Below are 16,360 nucleotides of genomic sequence, written 5' to 3'. Positions count from 1 at the left end.
AGACACCCCCGTCGAGACGAAGGAGGAAAAGGCTATGTATCGCGTGTTGTTGATCGAGGATGACCCGATGGTGCAAGAAGTGAATCGGCAAATGATTGAACAAGTCGACGGCTTCACCGTCATCGGCCTCGCTGGAAACGGTGAAGAAGGACTCCGCCTCATCGACGAGCTGCACCCGGATTTAGCAATGATCGATATTTACATGCCGCAGCTGGACGGCCTTGAAACATTAAAACAAATCCGCGCCCGCGGCCATGAAGTCGATATCATCGCCATTACCGCGGCGAGCGACATTGAAACGGTGCGCCGCGTCCTGCAAAACGGCGCCTTCGATTACATTGTGAAACCGTTCAAATTTGAACGGCTCAAACAGGCGTTGGAAAATTATCGGACGTTCCGCCGGTCGCTTGCGGAAAAGGAATCGCTCACCCAGGTGGAACTCGATGCCCTAAGGCGGGCGGCTGAACAACCGGCCGGACCGTCCTCCGAGCTTCCGAAAGGACTGAATGAGGTCACATTGGAAAAAGTGATCGCCTATTTGCGCGGGCACCGCTTCCCCGTTTCCGCCGAGGAAGTGGCCGAAGGAGTCGGCATCGCCCGCGTCACCGCCCGCCGCTATTTGGAGTACCTTGAGAAAACAGGAAAAGTCGTGCTCGATGTTCAATACGGCGGCGTCGGACGACCAGTGAATCGGTACCATCTGAAAGCAACATAACACGGCGCCGTTTCACTTGGCTTTAAGCTGGTTGTCAGAGACGGAAAGCCAGGCCTTATTATGCCGTATCCCGCACCAGCAACCGGGCAGGCAGCTCTTCCTGTTTTCGCGCCACACGGCCTGTCTCCAGCCAATGGTGAAGAAGGCGGAACGCTCTTTCCCCGAGCGTAAAATGGGGGAGTGCCACGGTTGTAATGCCCAGCATTTCGGCCAATGGATCATTATCAAAACCAATAACGGCAAGCTCATCTGGAATGCGCACCCCGATTCGGCGCGCATGGAGCACGATTCCGGCCGCCACTTGGTCACTCGTCACAAGCAACGCGCTCGGCCTCTCCTCCATCGCGATCCATTGCTCCATAACCCGCTTTCCATCTTCAAGAAATAGACAACCATCGAAAACCCACTGCCGACGAGGAAGGACGCCGACTTCACGCAACACATCCTGGTACGCCCCTGCCCTCGCTTGGCTGTTCGGCCCGGTCATTCTTCCGATGCAATAACCGATGCGCCGGTGCCCCTTTTTGATCAAGTAGCGAAGCGCTTGGACAAACGCTTGGTAGTGATCGATATAGACAGTGAAAAAATCATACCTTTCCACCTGCTCACATAAAACAATGGGACCGTCTTCCTGATAAGCCGCAAACGCTTCCCAGTCCACTTCATGGGAACATACGATCAACCCATCCATTTGCTTCATCCGCAGCCGTTCCAACGCCTCAAGCTCCCTTTCCACCTCATAGTTTGTCTGAAACAAAAGCAACTGGTAACCATAACGAAGCGCCTCTTTGGAAATCCCTTCGATTACAGCGGAAAAATAAGGATGGTGAATGTACGGAAGCATGACCCCGACAATCGCTGTTCTTCCCTTCGCCAAGTGAACGGCTTGAATATTTTTCACATATTGAAGCTTCTGGGCTGCTTCCCAAACTGCCTTCCGCTTTTCCTCGCTCACATACGGATATCCGTTCAATACCCTCGATACAGTGGCCACCGACACACCCGCTTCTTTCGCCAAATCACGGATGTTCGCCACGTTCCCACTTCCCTCCATAAAAGCTCTTGACTTGAAACGCGTTTCATACATTACATTCATCCTGCCATCTAGTTCTAGTATACACGAGGAGGTGACCGCATGCTTTGCGGATTGGCTTCACTCATTCTGCTCGTCGCCGCTGTTTGGGGCGGGGCGCATATCGCCTTGCACGCGAAACAAACAAAAAAATAGGGAAACGAGTCTGTTTGTTTCCACCGTTTCAATTGGTATAATGGGGGGTATATGGAACGTAGGGAGGAATGAACATGATTCGATACTGGAAACTGTTGTTCTCTCTCGCTGTCGCCTCCGTCTTGCTGGTTGGCTGTGGAACGAAAGAGCACGAGACGACACAGGCGGCAAAGGAAGAGCAGACAGCCGACGATCCAAAACCATCGTCTGATGCGCCGTCATCCACAGAACATTCTTCCTCGAAAGAAGCAAAAGAGCAAACATCACCAACCGGGAAAGAGGAAGAGCAATCAACGACAAAAGAAGAGCAATCTGCTGCTTCACAACCGACCGTTTCCTTGTCCTATCAAGAAGGGAAACAAACCATCACGAAAACGGCAACGCTGCAAACGAGCGACAATCAACATTTTTCCCTCTATGTTTTGGAAGGATGGACCCTTGACGCCGAAGAACCGGGCGCCGATGTCTTGCTTCATGGCGACGCATTCGCCCGCATCCGCTTGCTTTCGGAGGGGGAAACAAACTACGAGCAACTAGCGCAAGAACATGCCCAAGCGGTTGACGCCAACGCCGCCCGCCAACAAACGAACGGATTGCCTAAGCCGTTCGCTGATGCCGTTTGGTACACTGCCCAAGCGGACGGTGTCACCGTTCATGTCATCGCCAGCGCCCAACCAACGCCGATGCTATTGACCGTGCACGCTCCAAGCAACGAAGACGTGCTTGGCGCCGTACTCGCCATGGCGGCGACGCTGCAAAAGCAATAACTTATTTTAGGGAGGGCCTCGCCCTCCCGCCTTTCCAAAAAGAAAAACCCTCTTTTCGCCATATGAAGAGGGTCAAACGAGCTGCTTGCTTTCTTCTTTGCGGAAAAATGTTCTCATCGCATGGAACACATCCGATTTTTGCTTCAAAATATAATAGCGGAATTTTTCGTCTTTAATATTGCGATACGCCGACATGAGCGTGGAATGGCGGTTGTACTGGTTGACTTCCCCGTACCCAAACATGTTCGACACTTTCATCAGCTCTTGAACAAGCTTCACGCAACGGGCATTGTCCGATGTCAAGTTGTCGCCGTCGGAGAAGTGGAACGGATAAATGTTGTAGCGCGACGGAGAATACTTCGTTTCGATCAGTTCAAGCGCCTTGCGGTAGGCGGATGAGCAAATCGTCCCGCCGCTTTCCCCTTTCGTGAAAAATTCGTCCTCGCTGACAACTTTCGCTTCCGTATGGTGGGCGATAAAGGCGATCTCAACGGTTTCATATTTCGTGCGCAAAAAGCGCGTCATCCAGAAGAAAAAGCTGCGTGCCATATATTTTTCCCACATGCCCATCGATCCGCTTGTGTCCATCATCGCCAAGACGACCGCCTTCGATTCTGGCTTGACGACTTCGTTCCACGTTTTAAACTTCAAATCTTCGCGGTAAATCGGATAAAAACCTGGTTTGCCATTCATGGCATTGCGCTTGAAGGCAGCGAGCATCGTCCGCTTCTTATCGATGTTCCCCATCAGTCCGGTGCGGCGGATGTCATTAAATTCGATATGTTGAGTTACATTTTGATCCAGCTCTTTTCGTTGCAAGTTCGGCAGCTCCAGTTGGCTGAAGAGCGCTTCTTCGATTTCCATCAACGACACTTCAGCCTCGTAATAATCTTGGCCCGGCAAATCGCCAGCCCCTTGGCCTTTTCCTGGCCCTTGCCCCTCCCCGCTTCCGTCTCTGGCCACGACATCGCCGACTTGGCTGTCTCCGTTTCCTTGGCCGACGTGTTTGTTTTTCTCATAATTGTAGCGGATTTTGTATTCATCGAGCGAGCGGATCGGAATTTTAATCACATCGCGCCCGTTGGACATGATAATGCTTTCTTCCGTAATTAAGTCGGGCAAATTGTTTTTGATCGCTTCCTTCACTTTTTCTTGATGGCGCTTTTGATCATCATATCCTTTGCGGTGGAGGGACCAGTCTTCTTTCGATACAACAAAATTCCCCTTCATGTTTTCCCCTCCTTTGAAAAAATCATTTTCACACTTTTCGCTTTCCCGCATATACTTATGTTGGCGTCATCAAAACGGGCCATCACGATGCCAAGTTGGTTTATTTTATCGTATGCAAAAATTCAAAATAATTGACCAATGAATGAGGAAAATAGAAAAGTAGACAAGCCCGATTATCAGCTTCGCGCCCTCTTGTTCGCTTCCTTTTAGCGAAGCTCGCTGCGTCGTCTTCGCTCGACCCTCCCTGTGCAACTCGGTCAGACAGGGGAGGAGGATAAAAAAAGCATGCCTCAGCGCTTGAGGCATGCCTAGCGGTTCAACAAGCTGCCGACATAACGGAGCAATTCATTGGCTGACGTGGAGTTGTACCCGTATTCATCAATGAGGCGGGCGACGACTTCGTTAATTTTTTTCAACTGCTGCTCATCCGGTGTTTTCGTCGACGTTGTAATTTTGACAATGTCCTTTAAATCCGCAAACAATTTCTTCTGGATCGCTTCCCGCAACCGTTCATGTGAATTATAATCAAACCGCTGTCCTTTTCGTGCATATGCCGAAATGCGAATTAAAATTTCTTCGCGAAACGCTTTTTTCGCATTTTCGGAAATGCCGATTTGTTCCTCGATCGAGCGCATCAGCTTTTCATCCGGATTCATTTCCTCACCCGTAAGCGGATCGCGCAGTTTCGTCTTGTTGCAGTACGCCTCGACGTTGTCCAAATAGTTATCCATCAACGTTTTCGCTGACTCTTCATACGAATAGACGAACGCCTTTTGCACTTCTTGTTTTGCGATTTCATCATACTCCTTGCGCACGAGCGAAATGAAATTCAAATACCGCTCGCGGTCTTCCTTCGTGATCGACGGATGCTGATCCAATCCTTCTTTCAACGAACGAAGCACGTCAAGCGCATTGATCGACGGCACTCCTTTGCGGATGATGCAGGCAGAAATGCGGTTGATGACATAGCGTGGGTCGATGCCGCTCATCCCCTCATCCGGATGCTCCTTTTTCAGCTCCTCCACATCGACCTCGCTGAATCCTTCAATCATTTCGCCATCATACAAGCGCATTTTCTTCAATAAATCCACATCCGGCCGCTTCGATTCTTTCAGCCGCGTCAAAATCGTAAACATAGCCGCAATCCGCAGCGTGTGCGGGGCGATATGCACGTCGGCGACGTCGCTTTCGCGGATCATTTTTTCATAAATGCGCTCTTCTTCCGAGACGCGCAAGTTGTACGGAATCGGCATGACGATGATACGCGAATGGAGCGCCTCGTTCTTTTTGTTGGCAATGAACGACCGATATTCCGTTTCGTTCGTATGCGCGATGATCAATTCATCGGCGCTGATTAAAGCAAACCGCCCAGCCTTGAAATTGCCTTCTTGCGTCAGCGACAGCAAATGCCAAAGAAATTTTTCATCGCACTTTAACATCTCTTGAAATTCCATAATCCCGCGGTTGGCTTTGTTCAGCTCGCCGTCAAACCGATACGCGCGCGGGTCAGACTCGGAACCGTATTCCGCGATCGTTGAAAAATCAATGCTTCCCGTTAAATCGGCGATGTCTTGCGATTTTGGGTCAGACGGACTGAACGTCCCGATGCCGACGCGGCGGTTTTCCGAGAAGAAAATACGCTCCACCAGCACGTCTTCAATGCGTCCGCCGTACTCTTTCTCAAGCCGCATCATATTGAGCGGCGACAGCTCACCTTCAATGCGAATGCCGTACTCACGGTAAAAATCGTCGCGCAAATGGTGAGGAATGAGGTGAAGCGGGTCTTCATGCATCGGGCACCCTTTAATCGCATAAACGGCTCCGCGCTCCGTTTTGGAGTACTCCTCAAGCCCGCGCTTCAGGAGCGTTACCAACGTCGACTTCCCGCCGCCGACCGGCCCCATCAGCAGCAAAATCCGTTTCCGCACATCAAGCCGCTTCGCCGCCGGGTGGAAATATTCCTCAACGAGCCGCTCAAGCGCCTCCTCAAGCCCGAACAGGTGCTGGCTGAAAAACTTATATCGTTTCCGCCCATTCACCTCTTCGACCCCAGCATCTTTGATCATATTATAAACACGCGAATGAGCCGACTGGGCCACCCACGGCTTTTCTTTTAAAATCTTTAAATACTCGGCAAACGTTCCTTCCCATTTCAACTTTTCTTCTTCTTCCCGATACCGGGCGATTTTTTGCAAAATATCCATAAAGGACCTCCTCACCCTTGGATGTCTAACAGCAAGATTATTACAATTTATGCGAGGATGTCCCGTATCATTCGCCGCAAAAAAAATTTTGTCTCCTAACAACCAGCTGCGGTCATTCACATGCTTGGCCATATTCGCTATAATAAAGAGGGAAACGCCTGCCACTTTCATTATGAAGGAGGAACAAACGATGCGCACGTTGCTTGTGCTAGGGGTTATTATTGCGTTTTTGACGGCCATTTTCACCGCTGGCTATGAAGACAAACCAGGCGTCAGACAATAAGACCAAAAAAACGACCTCCAGAGCGAAGGTCGTTTTTTTGTTTATGACAACCCATAAAACCGTTGTTGGCGCAACGCTTCGTACACTAAAATGGCCGCCGTGTTCGACAAGTTTAACGAGCGCACTTTGTCATTCATCGGGATGCGAAGGCAACGATCCATATTGGCCTCAAGCAGCTCCTTCGGCAATCCGGTCGTTTCACGGCCGAACACAAAGAAAATATGTTTTTCTGTATCGCTGAAATCAAACGAATCATAATACCGGCGCCCGAATTTCGTAATGAAATAAAACTCCCCTTCCGGAAAGCGGGCGAATAGTTCGTCAAGCGAGTCATAATACGAAATATTGACATACGGCCAATAATCAAGCCCGGCGCGCTTTAACATTTTATCATCCGTTGAAAACCCAAGCGGACGAATCAAGTGAAGCGCCGTATCCGTAGCCGCGCATGTGCGGGCGATATTCCCGGTATTAGCCGGAATTTCTGGTTGGTACAGTACTACATGGAGCGGCATTTCGTTCACCTCAGCAACATCGTTTATTTGCGGTCAATGATGTGAAAAAATTTATACCGAATGTTTGGCGTATAGGCGCTTGAATCTTCATACGACCAGTAACGCATGCGGCTGTTTGTCGTATGGGCGTTTACAAGCGGCATCCCGTTCTGATCTTTCGCCACCACAATCGTTGAGTGGTCGAAGCGTCCGTCCCCTTGAAAATCATAACAGATGACATCGCCTGCCATCAATTGCTCTGGCTCCGCCACTTCCACCGCCTGCAAGCCGATGCGCGACCCGCTCAAATACCAACGAAAAGCATGGGCCACAGCCCAGCTGTAACTCCAACTTCCGTTTTGACACCACCATCCCCTCGCACGGTTCGGATAGCCCGTCATCGGCGCCCCGCCTGCATACAAGCATTGAGAGACAAAATTCGTGCAATCCACCGGAAACGACGGAAACACCGGGTTATGCCGATTCCACCACGTTTCCGCATACCGCACCGCCCGGGCGCGGTCATACTGGTAAGAAAGACGCTCCCCCGTCCATTGCTCTCGTTCGACGCGCGGCGCCTCCATATACCCCCCCAACCGGTTGATCGGTTCATCAGCTACAAGCTCACCGCGAACAAAACAGGCGCATCGCTCCTCAACCTGTTCTTCTATATATAGTGAACCCCTTTGCTTAATTAAAAATTGATGGTGGGCAATATACATCACTTTCGCTTCCCGCTCGATGGTCTGCCTGCCGATAATTTGTCCCCGGATCGTGCAACGGACGATCTCCGCACCGCGCTTTTGGCAAAGCCGTTGCTTTCTTGCCGCCTCTTCGCTTCGGATATTGCTTTCCGACACAAACGAGCGGGCTCGCTCATCCAACCACGCGCGCAACTGTTTTTTCATGCTGCTTTCCACCACTTTCGTTTTTGTTACTACCTTATGTGGGGAAGCTGCGTTTTTTTCCCTATTCCTTTGCCTCAGCCAACAGTTTCAGTCCTTTTTCAATCTCAGCGATCACATCGGCATCCGCCTCCGTTTGCCGCGCGGCCTCCAAATAAGGCTTAGCGCTTGGATCCCCGATTTTCCCGAGCGCCCACGCCGCCGTCCCGCGGATGACTGGACGGCTATCCTCTTTCAACAAACGCAGTAAGTGCGGCACCGCGGTTTGGTCTTTGTAATGGGCGAGCGCCAGAATGGCATTGCGCTGAATCGGCTTTTTCCCACGCCATGAACCCGCCATGGCCCCAAATGTTTCTTTAAATTCACGGTTGCTCATCTGAAGCAGCGGGATGAGTTTCGGCTTTACCGCTTCCGGATCCGGCTCGAATTCTGGATGCAAATGAAAGTCTTTCCCCTTATTTTCCGGGCAGACTTGCTGGCATGTATCGCAGCCGTACAGCCGGTTCCCGATTTTCTCCCGAAACTCGTCGGCCAAAAAGCCTTTCGTTTGCGTTAAAAAGGAAAGGCACCGCTGTGCGTTCAGTTGTCCCCCTTGTACAAGCGCCCCGGTCGGGCAGGCATCAATGCATTTCGTGCACGTGCCGCATCGGTTTTCAACCGGTTCATCAGGGGGAAATGGAATATTCGTAATCATTTCTCCCAAATACACATACGATCCAAACTCCGGTGTAATAATAGAGCAGTTCTTGCCGCTCCAACCGATCCCTGCCCGTTCCGCCACCGCCCGATCGGCGAGCTCTCCGGTATCCACCATCGAGCGAACGCGGGCATGGGGCACTTTGGCCAGCAAAAACTCCTCGAGCTGCTGCAAACGTTCCCGCAACACATCGTGGTAGTCCTTTCCCCATGAAGCGCGGCAAAAAACGCCGCGCCGTTCCGTCTTTGTCCCCCGCGGCGCATTTTTCATTTTGGACGGATAGGCAAGAGCAATGGCAATGATCGATTTTGCTTCCGGAAGAAGCAATGAAGGATTCGTCCGTTTCTCAATATCTGGTTCCTCAAAACCGGACTGATAGCCGAGCTCCTGCTGGCGGCGCAGCCGTTCCTTTAATTCAACAAACGGATCAGCGCTCGCAAATCCGATTTTATCAATGCCGATTGACCGACTATACTCAATGACTTCCCGCTTTAATGCCATAACATCCATCGTTTTCCCTCCTTTCGTCATATATGATAAAATGAAATCCGAGGTGATCAAGATGAAATTCGTGATATCAGAACAACTAAAGCAACGCCTTCCTTCTGGTAAATTCGGCGTCATCCGCTATCATCATATCGAGGTCAGCGATTCACCGCAAATGTTAAGGGGGCGGCTTGAGCTGTTTCAAGAATCTCTTTACATCGAGCTGCAGGAAAAGTCGATTGCCGACATTCCTGAGATGGTCGAATGGCGCCGTACTTTCAAACAAATCGGAACGGACCCAAGCCGCTATCGACCGTCAAGTGAAAGCCTGTACCGACGCATCCAGAAAAAAAGCTTCATTCCGCCTATCCATTCAGCGGCAGACATAAACAACTTTTTTTCACTCTATTATAAAATTCCACTCGGCATCTATGATCTAGACCGCATCAACGGGACAGTGACGCTCACGATCGGCACGGAACAAGATGAATACATCGCGTTAAACGGCCGCACAGTCAACTTTGCCAACAAACTCGTCAGCAAAGATGAACGAGGGCCGTTTGGCAGTCCGATCGTCGATTCGGAGCGGACCGCCGTGACGAGAGAAACGAAAAACGCTTTGCAAATCGTTTACTTTCTCCCATCAACGCCAGAAGAAACCGCCAAGCGCCAGCTTCAAGCCATCCAAACGATGTTTGTGCAAATTCATGGCGGCGAAGCCGACGCCCAATTGTTCGTTTGATCTTCTCCCCCCACTTTCCTGCCGTTGGAAACGGGGGACTCCCTCCCTACTTGAACGCTCTCCCACCTACGCTCACGCGTGGAAGTGGGGGTCTTCTCGGTTTAGGGTGATAAATAAAAAAACGCAATGCCTCGTTCTTTAACGAAACGAAACACTGCGTTGTCCCCAAGCATCATAACATAATTTTAAAGCTAACGAGAGACATTATAACAGACTTCCACACGCATCGCAAGAAAAAAACGCAAAAATCGACAAAAGAAATTGTACAAAAGGGCACCAGAATCTCTGGTGCCAGCAACCAGTGACCCGTACGGGATTCGAACCCGTGTTACCGCCGTGAAAGGGCGGTGTCTTAACCACTTGACCAACGGGCCATTATGGCGGAGAAGGCGGGATTTGAACCCGCGCGCCGCAAAACTGCGACCTAACGGTTTAGCAAACCGTCCCCTTCAGCCACTTGGGTACTTCTCCGTAACATGGCTCCGCAAGTAGGATTCGAACCTACGACCTACCGGTTAACAGCCGGTTGCTCTACCGCTGAGCTATTGCGGAATGATGAATAACTATATGTTATGCACATCTTCCAAATGTGCTCGTTGCCTCTTCCTCTGCCAGCTAATTCAAGGAAGCGAGATGCGTCGAGGCAACTCGCAGCGAATTCGAAGATGTGAAGCTCGTCGCTCCGCTTTTGCTGTGGAACGATGGGGCATTGTTCGCCCATTATTATAGCGAATAGCCAAAAAACATTCAATGGAAAATAATGGGCCTAAGTGGACTTGAACCACCGACCTCACGCTTATCAGGCGTGCGCTCTGACCAGCTGAGCTATAGGCCCATAAAAAGCGGGTGATGGGAATCGAACCCACGACATCAGCTTGGAAGGCTGAGGTTTTACCACTAAACTACACCCGCATAATTTTTGATGAAACACCCATCACAATCTTTCATGCCTCTTCCTCTGCAAGCTAATTCGAGGAAGCTGGATGCGTCGAGGCAACTCGAAGCTAATTCAATGATGCAAATGCTCGTGGCTGAGGTTTTACCACTAAACTACACACGCATATCATTTGGAGTCAACATCTGCCACGCTCTTCCATGCCCCTTCCTCTGCCAGCCGATTCAAAGAAGCTGGATGCGTCGAGGCAACTCGAAGCTAATTCAATGATGCGAATGCTCGTGGCTGAGGTTTTACCACTAAACTACACACGCAAATATAGAATATAATGAAAAGGGCGACTAGTGGGAATCGAACCCACGCATGCCAGAGCCACAATCTGGTGCGTTAACCACTTCGCCATAGTCGCCTCGATCTGGTGCCGGCTGCAGGACTTGAACCCGCAACCTACTGATTACAAGTCAGTTGCTCTACCAATTGAGCTAAGCCGGCACATTTAAAATTAGCTAGTGATTCATGTTGTCTGCCTGGTTGTGCCTCTTCCTCTTCAAGCTCATTCAAGGAAGCCTTGTGCGTCGAGGCAACTCGCAGCCAATTCGATGATGCCGATGCTCGTCTCTACCAATTGAGCTAAGCCGGCACATTTAAAATTAGTTAGTGACTCATGTTGTCTGCCTGGTTGTGCCTCTTCCTCTCCCAGCTAATTCGAGGAAGTCAAATGCTCGGTGTCCCTTCCTCTGCAAGCTTATTCAAAGAAGCAGGATGCGTTGGGACAACTCGCAGCAGATTCGACGATGCGAATGCTCGTCTCTACCAATTGAGCTAAGCCGGCATGATTTTAAAGTGCATGGCGGAGGAGGAGGGATTCGAACCCCCGCGCGCCTTGCGGCGCCTCTCGGTTTTCAAGACCGACCCCTTCAACCACTTGGGTACTCCTCCAAAAAAGCAACAATAATAATGGTGGACCTTGTAGGACTCGAACCTACGACCGGACGGTTATGAGCCGTCTGCTCTAACCAGCTGAGCTAAAGGTCCGATAATGGTGGCGGTGGAGGGGATCGAACCCCCGACCTCACGGGTATGAACCGTACGCTCTAGCCAGCTGAGCTACACCGCCAAATTTAAGTCAAAAGGTGGAGCCTATCGGGATCGAACCGATGACCTCCTGCTTGCAAAGCAGGCGCTCTCCCAGCTGAGCTAAGGCCCCATGATAAATCGGGAAGACAGGATTTGAACCTGCGACCTCACGGACCCGAACCGTGTGCTCTACCAAGCTGAGCTACTTCCCGACAAAACGCGCTCGAGAGGATTCGAACCCCTAACCTTCTGATCCGTAGTCAGATGCTCTATCCAATTGAGCTACGAGCGCACAAGTGCCGAGGGCCGGACTCGAACCGGCACGGTAGTTACCTACCCCAGGATTTTAAGTCCTGTGCGTCTGCCAATTCCGCCACCCCGGCGGAAGTGGAGCGGAAGACGGGGCTCGAACCCGCGACCCCCACCTTGGCAAGGTGGTGTTCTACCGCTGAACTACTTCCGCAAGACGATGAGCCATGGAGGACTCGAACCTCCGACCCTCTGATTAAAAGTCAGATGCTCTACCTACTGAGCTAATGGCTCACGAGTTGGATAACACTCTAGGATAGTGATGTCCCTTCCTCTACAAGCATATTCAAGGAAGCAAGATGCGTCGGGACAACTCGAAGCGAACTCGAAGATGTAGCGCTCGTTACTGAGCTAATGGCTCGCGGTTGCCGTCTTAATGGCTTAAGAGGTTATTAAGGAATAAGAATGCCGGCTGCAGGACTTGAACCCGCAACCTACTGATTACAAGTCAGTTGCTCTACCAATTGAGCTAAGCCGGCACATTTAAAATTAGTTAGTGACTCATGTTGTCTACCTGGTTGTGCCTCTTCCTCTTCAAGCTCATTCAAGGAAGCCTTGTGCGTCGAGGCAACTCGCAGCCAATTCGATGATGCCGATGCTCGTCTCTACCAATTGAGCTAAGCCGGCACATTTAAAATTAGCTAGTGATTCATGTTGTCTGCCTGGTTGTGCCTCTTCCTCTTCAAGCTCATTCAAGGAAGCCTTGTGCGTCGAGGCAACTCGCAACAGATTCGACGATGCGAGTGCTCGTGGCTACCCATTGAACTAAGCCGGGGTGGTTTGAACATCTGACATGTCTGTGAACTACTCCCACTTAGCTTTGCATGAAGCAGGAATCTTCTTTCGGAACTATGATAAAAATGGTGGCTCGGGACGGAATCGAACCGCCGACACAAGGATTTTCAGTCCTTTGCTCTACCGACTGAGCTACCGAGCCGTATTATATTTTTCACACTGCCTATTGATACCGCTTTGTGCCTCTTCCTCTGCCAGCGGATTCGACGATGCTGGATGCGTCGAGGCAACTCGAAGCGAATTCGATGAAGCAGATGCTCGTCTCTACCGACTGAGCTACCGAGCCTTATCTTATTTTTCCCTTGTTCGTTGATGATTTTTGTGTCCCTTCCTCTACTAGCCCATTCGAAGAAGCCAGATGCGTCGGGACAACTCGCAGCAGATTCGACGATGCGGATGCTCGTCTCTACCGACTGAGCTACCGAGCCATATTTTTTCATCTTTCACAATTTTGAAAGAATGGCGGTCCCGACGGGACTCGAACCCGCGATCTCCTGCGTGACAGGCAGGCATGTTAACCACTACACTACGGGACCAATTTTGGTTGCGGGGGCAGGATTTGAACCTGCGACCTTCGGGTTATGAGCCCGACGAGCTACCGGACTGCTCCACCCCGCGGCGATAAGAAAGTAAATTAATTTGCACAATGCTCTTATCGTTGTTGTTCGTCGCCTCTTCCTCTACAAGCTGATTCAAAGATGCCAGATGCGTCGAGGCAACTGGAAGCGGATTCGTTGAAGCAAAGGCTCTTTGCTCCACCCCACGATGATGAGAAAGCAAGTCAGCTTTTATATTAAGATGGTGGAGGATGACGGGATCGAACCGCCGACCCCTTGCTTGTAAGGCAAGTGCTCTCCCAGCTGAGCTAATCCTCCACGAAATTGCCTAGCAGCGACCTACTCTTGCAGGGGCGCTGGCCCCAACTACCATCGGCGCTGGAGGGCTTAACTTCCGTGTTCGGGATGGGAACGGGTGTTTCCCCTCCGCCATAGCCACTAGGCAACAATGGACAAGTCTTATTATAAGGAAAGTTGACCTGTTGTCAAGACTTTTTCATTCCCTCAAAACTAGATAACCGTGCTCAGGAAGAAGCCGCTCGCCTGCGCTTTTCGCATTGTCCAGCTCCGGCTCGCCGCCGCTCGGGGTCAAATAACCTTCGCCTTCGGGATGTGAACATCCCTGCAGGCGAAGAACATTTGCCCGTCGCGGCGACCCGCTCGCCTGCGCTTTTCTTGGTTAAGCCCTCGATCGATTAGTATCCGTCAGCTCCACGTGTCGCCACGCTTCCACCTCGGACCTATCGACCTCGTCATCTTCGAGGGATCTTACCCGCTTTGCGCGGTGGGAAATCTCATCTTGAGGGGGGCTTCACGCTTAGATGCTTTCAGCGCTTATCCCGTCCGCACATAGCTACCCAGCGGTGCCCCTGGCGGGACAACTGGTACACCAGCGGTGCGTCCATCCCGGTCCTCTCGTACTAAGGACAGCTCCTCTCAAATTTCCTCCGCCCGCGACGGATAGGGACCGAACTGTCTCACGACGTTCTGAACCCAGCTCGCGTACCGCTTTAATGGGCGAACAGCCCAACCCTTGGGACCGACTACAGCCCCAGGATGCGATGAGCCGACATCGAGGTGCCAAACCTCCCCGTCGATGTGGACTCTTGGGGGAGATCAGCCTGTTATCCCCGGGGTAGCTTTTATCCGTTGAGCGATGGCCCTTCCATGCGGAACCACCGGATCACTAAGCCCGACTTTCGTCCCTGCTCGACCTGTCCGTCTCGCAGTCAAGCTCCCTTGTGCCTTTGCACTCTCCGAATGATTTCCAACCATTCTGAGGGAACCTTTGGGCGCCTCCGTTACCTTTTGGGAGGCGACCGCCCCAGTCAAACTGCCCACCTGACACTGTCTCCCACCCCGCTAAGGGGTGCGGGTTAGAATTTCAATACCGCCAGGGTGGTATCCCACCGCCGCCTCCACCGAAGCTGGCGCTCCGGCTTCCCAGGCTCCCACCTATCCTGTACAAGCGATACCAAAATTCCATATCAGGCTGCAGTAAAGCTCCACGGGGTCTTTCCGTCCTGTCGCGGGTAACCTGCATCTTCACAGGTAGTATAATTTCACCGGGTCTCTCGTTGAGACAGCGCCCAAGTCGTTACACCTTTCGTGCGGGTCGGAACTTACCCGACAAGGAATTTCGCTACCTTAGGACCGTTATAGTTACGGCCGCCGTTTACTGGGGCTTCGGTTCGCACCTTCGCTTCCGCTAAGCGCTCCCCTTAACCTTCCAGCACCGGGCAGGTGTCAGCCCCTATACGTCGCCTTTCGGCTTCGCAGAGACCTGTGTTTTTGATAAACAGTCGCTTGGGCCTTTTCACTGCGGCTCTTCAGGGCTCTTCACCCCAAAGAGCACCCCTTCTCCCGAAGTTACGGGGTCATTTTGCCGAGTTCCTTAACGAGAGTTCTCCCGCGCGCCTTAGGATTCTCTCCTCGCCTACCTGTGTCGGTTTGCGGTACGGGCACCTCTTCCCTCGCTAGAGGCTTTTCTTGGCAGTGTGAAATCGGGGACTTCCGGATCACTCCGTCGCCGTCACCGCTTGGCCTTATGATCCGCGGATTTGCCTGCGGATCAGCCTCACGGCTTGGACAGGCTCTTCCAGCCGCCTGCTCGCCCTATCCTCCTGCGTCCCCCCATCGCTCAAACGGGAAGAAGGTGGTACAGGAATCTCAACCTGTTGTCCATCACCTACGCCTTTCGGCCTCGGCTTAGGTCCCGACTAACCCTGAGCGGACGAACCTTCCTCAGGAACCCTTAGGCTTTCGGCGCAGAGGATTCTCACCTCTGTTTTCGCTACTCATACCGGCATTCTCACTTCTAAGCGCTCCACCAGTCCTTCCGGTCTGGCTTCTCTGCCCTTAGAACGCTCCCCTACCGATGACCAACGGTCATCCCGCAGCTTCGGCGGCACGTTTAGCCCCGGTACATTTTCGGCGCAGAGTCACTCGACCAGTGAGCTATTACGCACTCTTTAAATGGTGGCTGCTTCTAAGCCAACATCCTGGTTGTCTCGGCAACTCCACATCCTTTTCCACTGAACGTGCACTTCGGGGCCTTAGCTGGCGGTCTGGGCTGTTCCCCTCTCGACCACGGATCTTATCACTCGCAGTCTGACTCCCGGGCATAAGTCGTTGGCATTCGGAGTTTGACTGGGTTCGGTAACCCGTTTGGGGCCCCTAGCCCAATCAGTGCTCTACCTCCAAGACTCCTAAACCCGAGGCTAGCCCTAAAGCTATTTCGGGGAGAACCAGCTATCTCCAAGTTCGATTGGCATTTCACCCCTACCCACACCTCATCCCCGCACTTTTCAACGTGCGTGGGTTCGGGCCTCCAGCCGGTGTTACCCGGCCTTCACCCTGGACATGGGTAGATCACCTGGTTTCGGGTCGACGACGACGTACTCACACGCCCTGTTCAGACTCGCTTTCGCTGCGGCTCCGCCTCTTCGGCTTAACCTCGCACGCCATCGTCACTCG

Annotated in this window: 9 protein-coding genes, 21 tRNA genes and 2 rRNA genes (1 of these 32 running past the window's edge); 3 read left to right on the top strand and 29 right to left on the bottom strand. The window is 51.9% G+C overall.

Annotated elements, in window-relative coordinates; all coding sequences use genetic code 11:
* The first annotated feature begins 34 nt into the window (after window positions 1-34).
* Window positions 35-715 (top strand): response regulator, encoded by a 681-nt coding sequence (locus GHH_RS02695; RefSeq protein WP_013523005.1) that lies wholly within the window; start codon window positions 35-37, stop codon window positions 713-715.
* Window positions 716-773: 58 nt separating this feature from the next.
* Here GHH_RS02695 and GHH_RS02690 read toward each other — a convergent pair whose 3' ends face one another.
* Window positions 774-1,751, bottom strand: coding sequence for a LacI family DNA-binding transcriptional regulator (locus GHH_RS02690; protein ID WP_033005858.1), 978 nt, complete (start codon window positions 1,749-1,751; stop codon window positions 774-776).
* Between the two features lie 266 nt (window positions 1,752-2,017).
* On the opposite strand from GHH_RS02690, the gene GHH_RS02685 reads away from it, so the two are divergent.
* Window positions 2,018-2,710, top strand: coding sequence for a hypothetical protein (locus GHH_RS02685; RefSeq protein ID WP_015373986.1), 693 nt, complete (start codon window positions 2,018-2,020; stop codon window positions 2,708-2,710).
* Between the two features lie 72 nt (window positions 2,711-2,782).
* On the opposite strand, the gene yhbH is transcribed toward GHH_RS02685, so the two are convergent.
* The 5 genes from yhbH to queG all read right to left on the bottom strand — a co-directional run bounded on the left by yhbH (window position 2,783) and on the right by queG (window position 9,033).
* Entirely contained in the window at window positions 2,783-3,940 is a 1,158-nt protein-coding gene (gene yhbH / locus GHH_RS02680) for a sporulation protein YhbH (protein ID WP_015373985.1), read from the bottom strand.
* A 308-nt stretch (window positions 3,941-4,248) separates the two neighbouring features.
* Window positions 4,249-6,144 (bottom strand): PrkA family serine protein kinase, encoded by a 1,896-nt coding sequence (locus GHH_RS02675; protein WP_011229990.1) that lies wholly within the window; start codon window positions 6,142-6,144, stop codon window positions 4,249-4,251.
* Window positions 6,145-6,468: 324 nt separating this feature from the next.
* The gene (trmL, locus tag GHH_RS02670; protein WP_015373984.1) at window positions 6,469-6,942 is read right to left on the bottom strand and encodes a tRNA (uridine(34)/cytosine(34)/5-carboxymethylaminomethyluridine(34)-2'-O)-methyltransferase TrmL; all 474 of its coding nucleotides are present in this window, start codon (window positions 6,940-6,942) and stop codon (window positions 6,469-6,471) included.
* A 23-nt stretch (window positions 6,943-6,965) separates the two neighbouring features.
* Entirely contained in the window at window positions 6,966-7,829 is an 864-nt protein-coding gene (locus GHH_RS02665) for an amidase domain-containing protein (RefSeq protein WP_015373983.1), read from the bottom strand.
* Window positions 7,830-7,890: 61 nt separating this feature from the next.
* On the bottom strand, window positions 7,891-9,033 hold the full coding sequence (queG, locus tag GHH_RS02660) for a tRNA epoxyqueuosine(34) reductase QueG (RefSeq protein ID WP_013146296.1): 1,143 nt from the start codon (window positions 9,031-9,033) through the stop codon (window positions 7,891-7,893).
* Between the two features lie 52 nt (window positions 9,034-9,085).
* On the opposite strand from queG, the gene GHH_RS02655 reads away from it, so the two are divergent.
* A complete protein-coding gene (locus tag GHH_RS02655) occupies window positions 9,086-9,751 on the top strand; it encodes a B3/4 domain-containing protein (RefSeq protein ID WP_013146297.1) in 666 nt (221 codons plus the stop codon).
* Between the two features lie 302 nt (window positions 9,752-10,053).
* Here the strand turns inward: GHH_RS02655 and GHH_RS02650 are convergent.
* The 23 genes from GHH_RS02650 to GHH_RS02540 all read right to left on the bottom strand — a co-directional run.
* Window positions 10,054-10,125, bottom strand: a tRNA-Glu gene (locus tag GHH_RS02650).
* A 4-nt stretch (window positions 10,126-10,129) separates the two neighbouring features.
* Window positions 10,130-10,222: transfer RNA gene (locus tag GHH_RS02645), tRNA-Ser, on the bottom strand.
* 6 nt (window positions 10,223-10,228) lie between these two features.
* Window positions 10,229-10,303: transfer RNA gene (locus GHH_RS02640), tRNA-Asn, on the bottom strand.
* A 209-nt stretch (window positions 10,304-10,512) separates the two neighbouring features.
* A tRNA-Ile gene (locus GHH_RS02635) sits at window positions 10,513-10,586 on the bottom strand.
* Window positions 10,587-10,592: 6 nt separating this feature from the next.
* Window positions 10,593-10,663, bottom strand: a tRNA-Gly gene (locus tag GHH_RS02630).
* Window positions 10,664-10,982: 319 nt separating this feature from the next.
* Window positions 10,983-11,055 (bottom strand) — tRNA-His (locus GHH_RS02625).
* Between the two features lie 7 nt (window positions 11,056-11,062).
* Window positions 11,063-11,138, bottom strand: a tRNA-Thr gene (locus GHH_RS02620).
* Between the two features lie 356 nt (window positions 11,139-11,494).
* Window positions 11,495-11,585, bottom strand: a tRNA-Ser gene (locus GHH_RS02615).
* Window positions 11,586-11,604: 19 nt separating this feature from the next.
* Window positions 11,605-11,681: transfer RNA gene (locus GHH_RS02610), tRNA-Ile, on the bottom strand.
* Between the two features lie 5 nt (window positions 11,682-11,686).
* A tRNA-Met gene (locus GHH_RS02605) sits at window positions 11,687-11,763 on the bottom strand.
* Window positions 11,764-11,780: 17 nt separating this feature from the next.
* Window positions 11,781-11,853: transfer RNA gene (locus GHH_RS02600), tRNA-Ala, on the bottom strand.
* Window positions 11,854-11,861: 8 nt separating this feature from the next.
* A tRNA-Pro gene (locus tag GHH_RS02595) sits at window positions 11,862-11,935 on the bottom strand.
* Between the two features lie 6 nt (window positions 11,936-11,941).
* A tRNA-Arg gene (locus GHH_RS02590) sits at window positions 11,942-12,015 on the bottom strand.
* A 5-nt stretch (window positions 12,016-12,020) separates the two neighbouring features.
* A tRNA-Leu gene (locus GHH_RS02585) sits at window positions 12,021-12,106 on the bottom strand.
* A 5-nt stretch (window positions 12,107-12,111) separates the two neighbouring features.
* Window positions 12,112-12,186 (bottom strand) — tRNA-Gly (locus tag GHH_RS02580).
* 7 nt (window positions 12,187-12,193) lie between these two features.
* A tRNA-Lys gene (locus tag GHH_RS02575) sits at window positions 12,194-12,266 on the bottom strand.
* A gap of 172 nt (window positions 12,267-12,438) precedes the next feature.
* Window positions 12,439-12,511: transfer RNA gene (locus GHH_RS02570), tRNA-Thr, on the bottom strand.
* 382 nt (window positions 12,512-12,893) lie between these two features.
* A tRNA-Phe gene (locus tag GHH_RS02565) sits at window positions 12,894-12,969 on the bottom strand.
* A 318-nt stretch (window positions 12,970-13,287) separates the two neighbouring features.
* A tRNA-Asp gene (locus GHH_RS02560) sits at window positions 13,288-13,363 on the bottom strand.
* 5 nt (window positions 13,364-13,368) lie between these two features.
* Window positions 13,369-13,445: transfer RNA gene (locus tag GHH_RS02555), tRNA-Met, on the bottom strand.
* A 181-nt stretch (window positions 13,446-13,626) separates the two neighbouring features.
* Window positions 13,627-13,702 (bottom strand) — tRNA-Val (locus GHH_RS02550).
* Between the two features lie 8 nt (window positions 13,703-13,710).
* A 5S ribosomal RNA gene (rrf, locus tag GHH_RS02545) occupies window positions 13,711-13,827 on the bottom strand.
* Window positions 13,828-14,059: 232 nt separating this feature from the next.
* Window positions 14,060-16,360, bottom strand: a 23S ribosomal RNA gene (locus GHH_RS02540) (it continues 628 nt past the right edge of the window).

This window comes from Geobacillus sp. GHH01, from assembly GCF_000336445.1.
GTDB lineage: Bacteria > Bacillota > Bacilli > Bacillales > Anoxybacillaceae > Geobacillus > Geobacillus zalihae.
The sequence above is the reverse complement of the archived record's forward strand: the minus strand, read 5'-3'. Positions and strand labels throughout refer to the sequence as shown.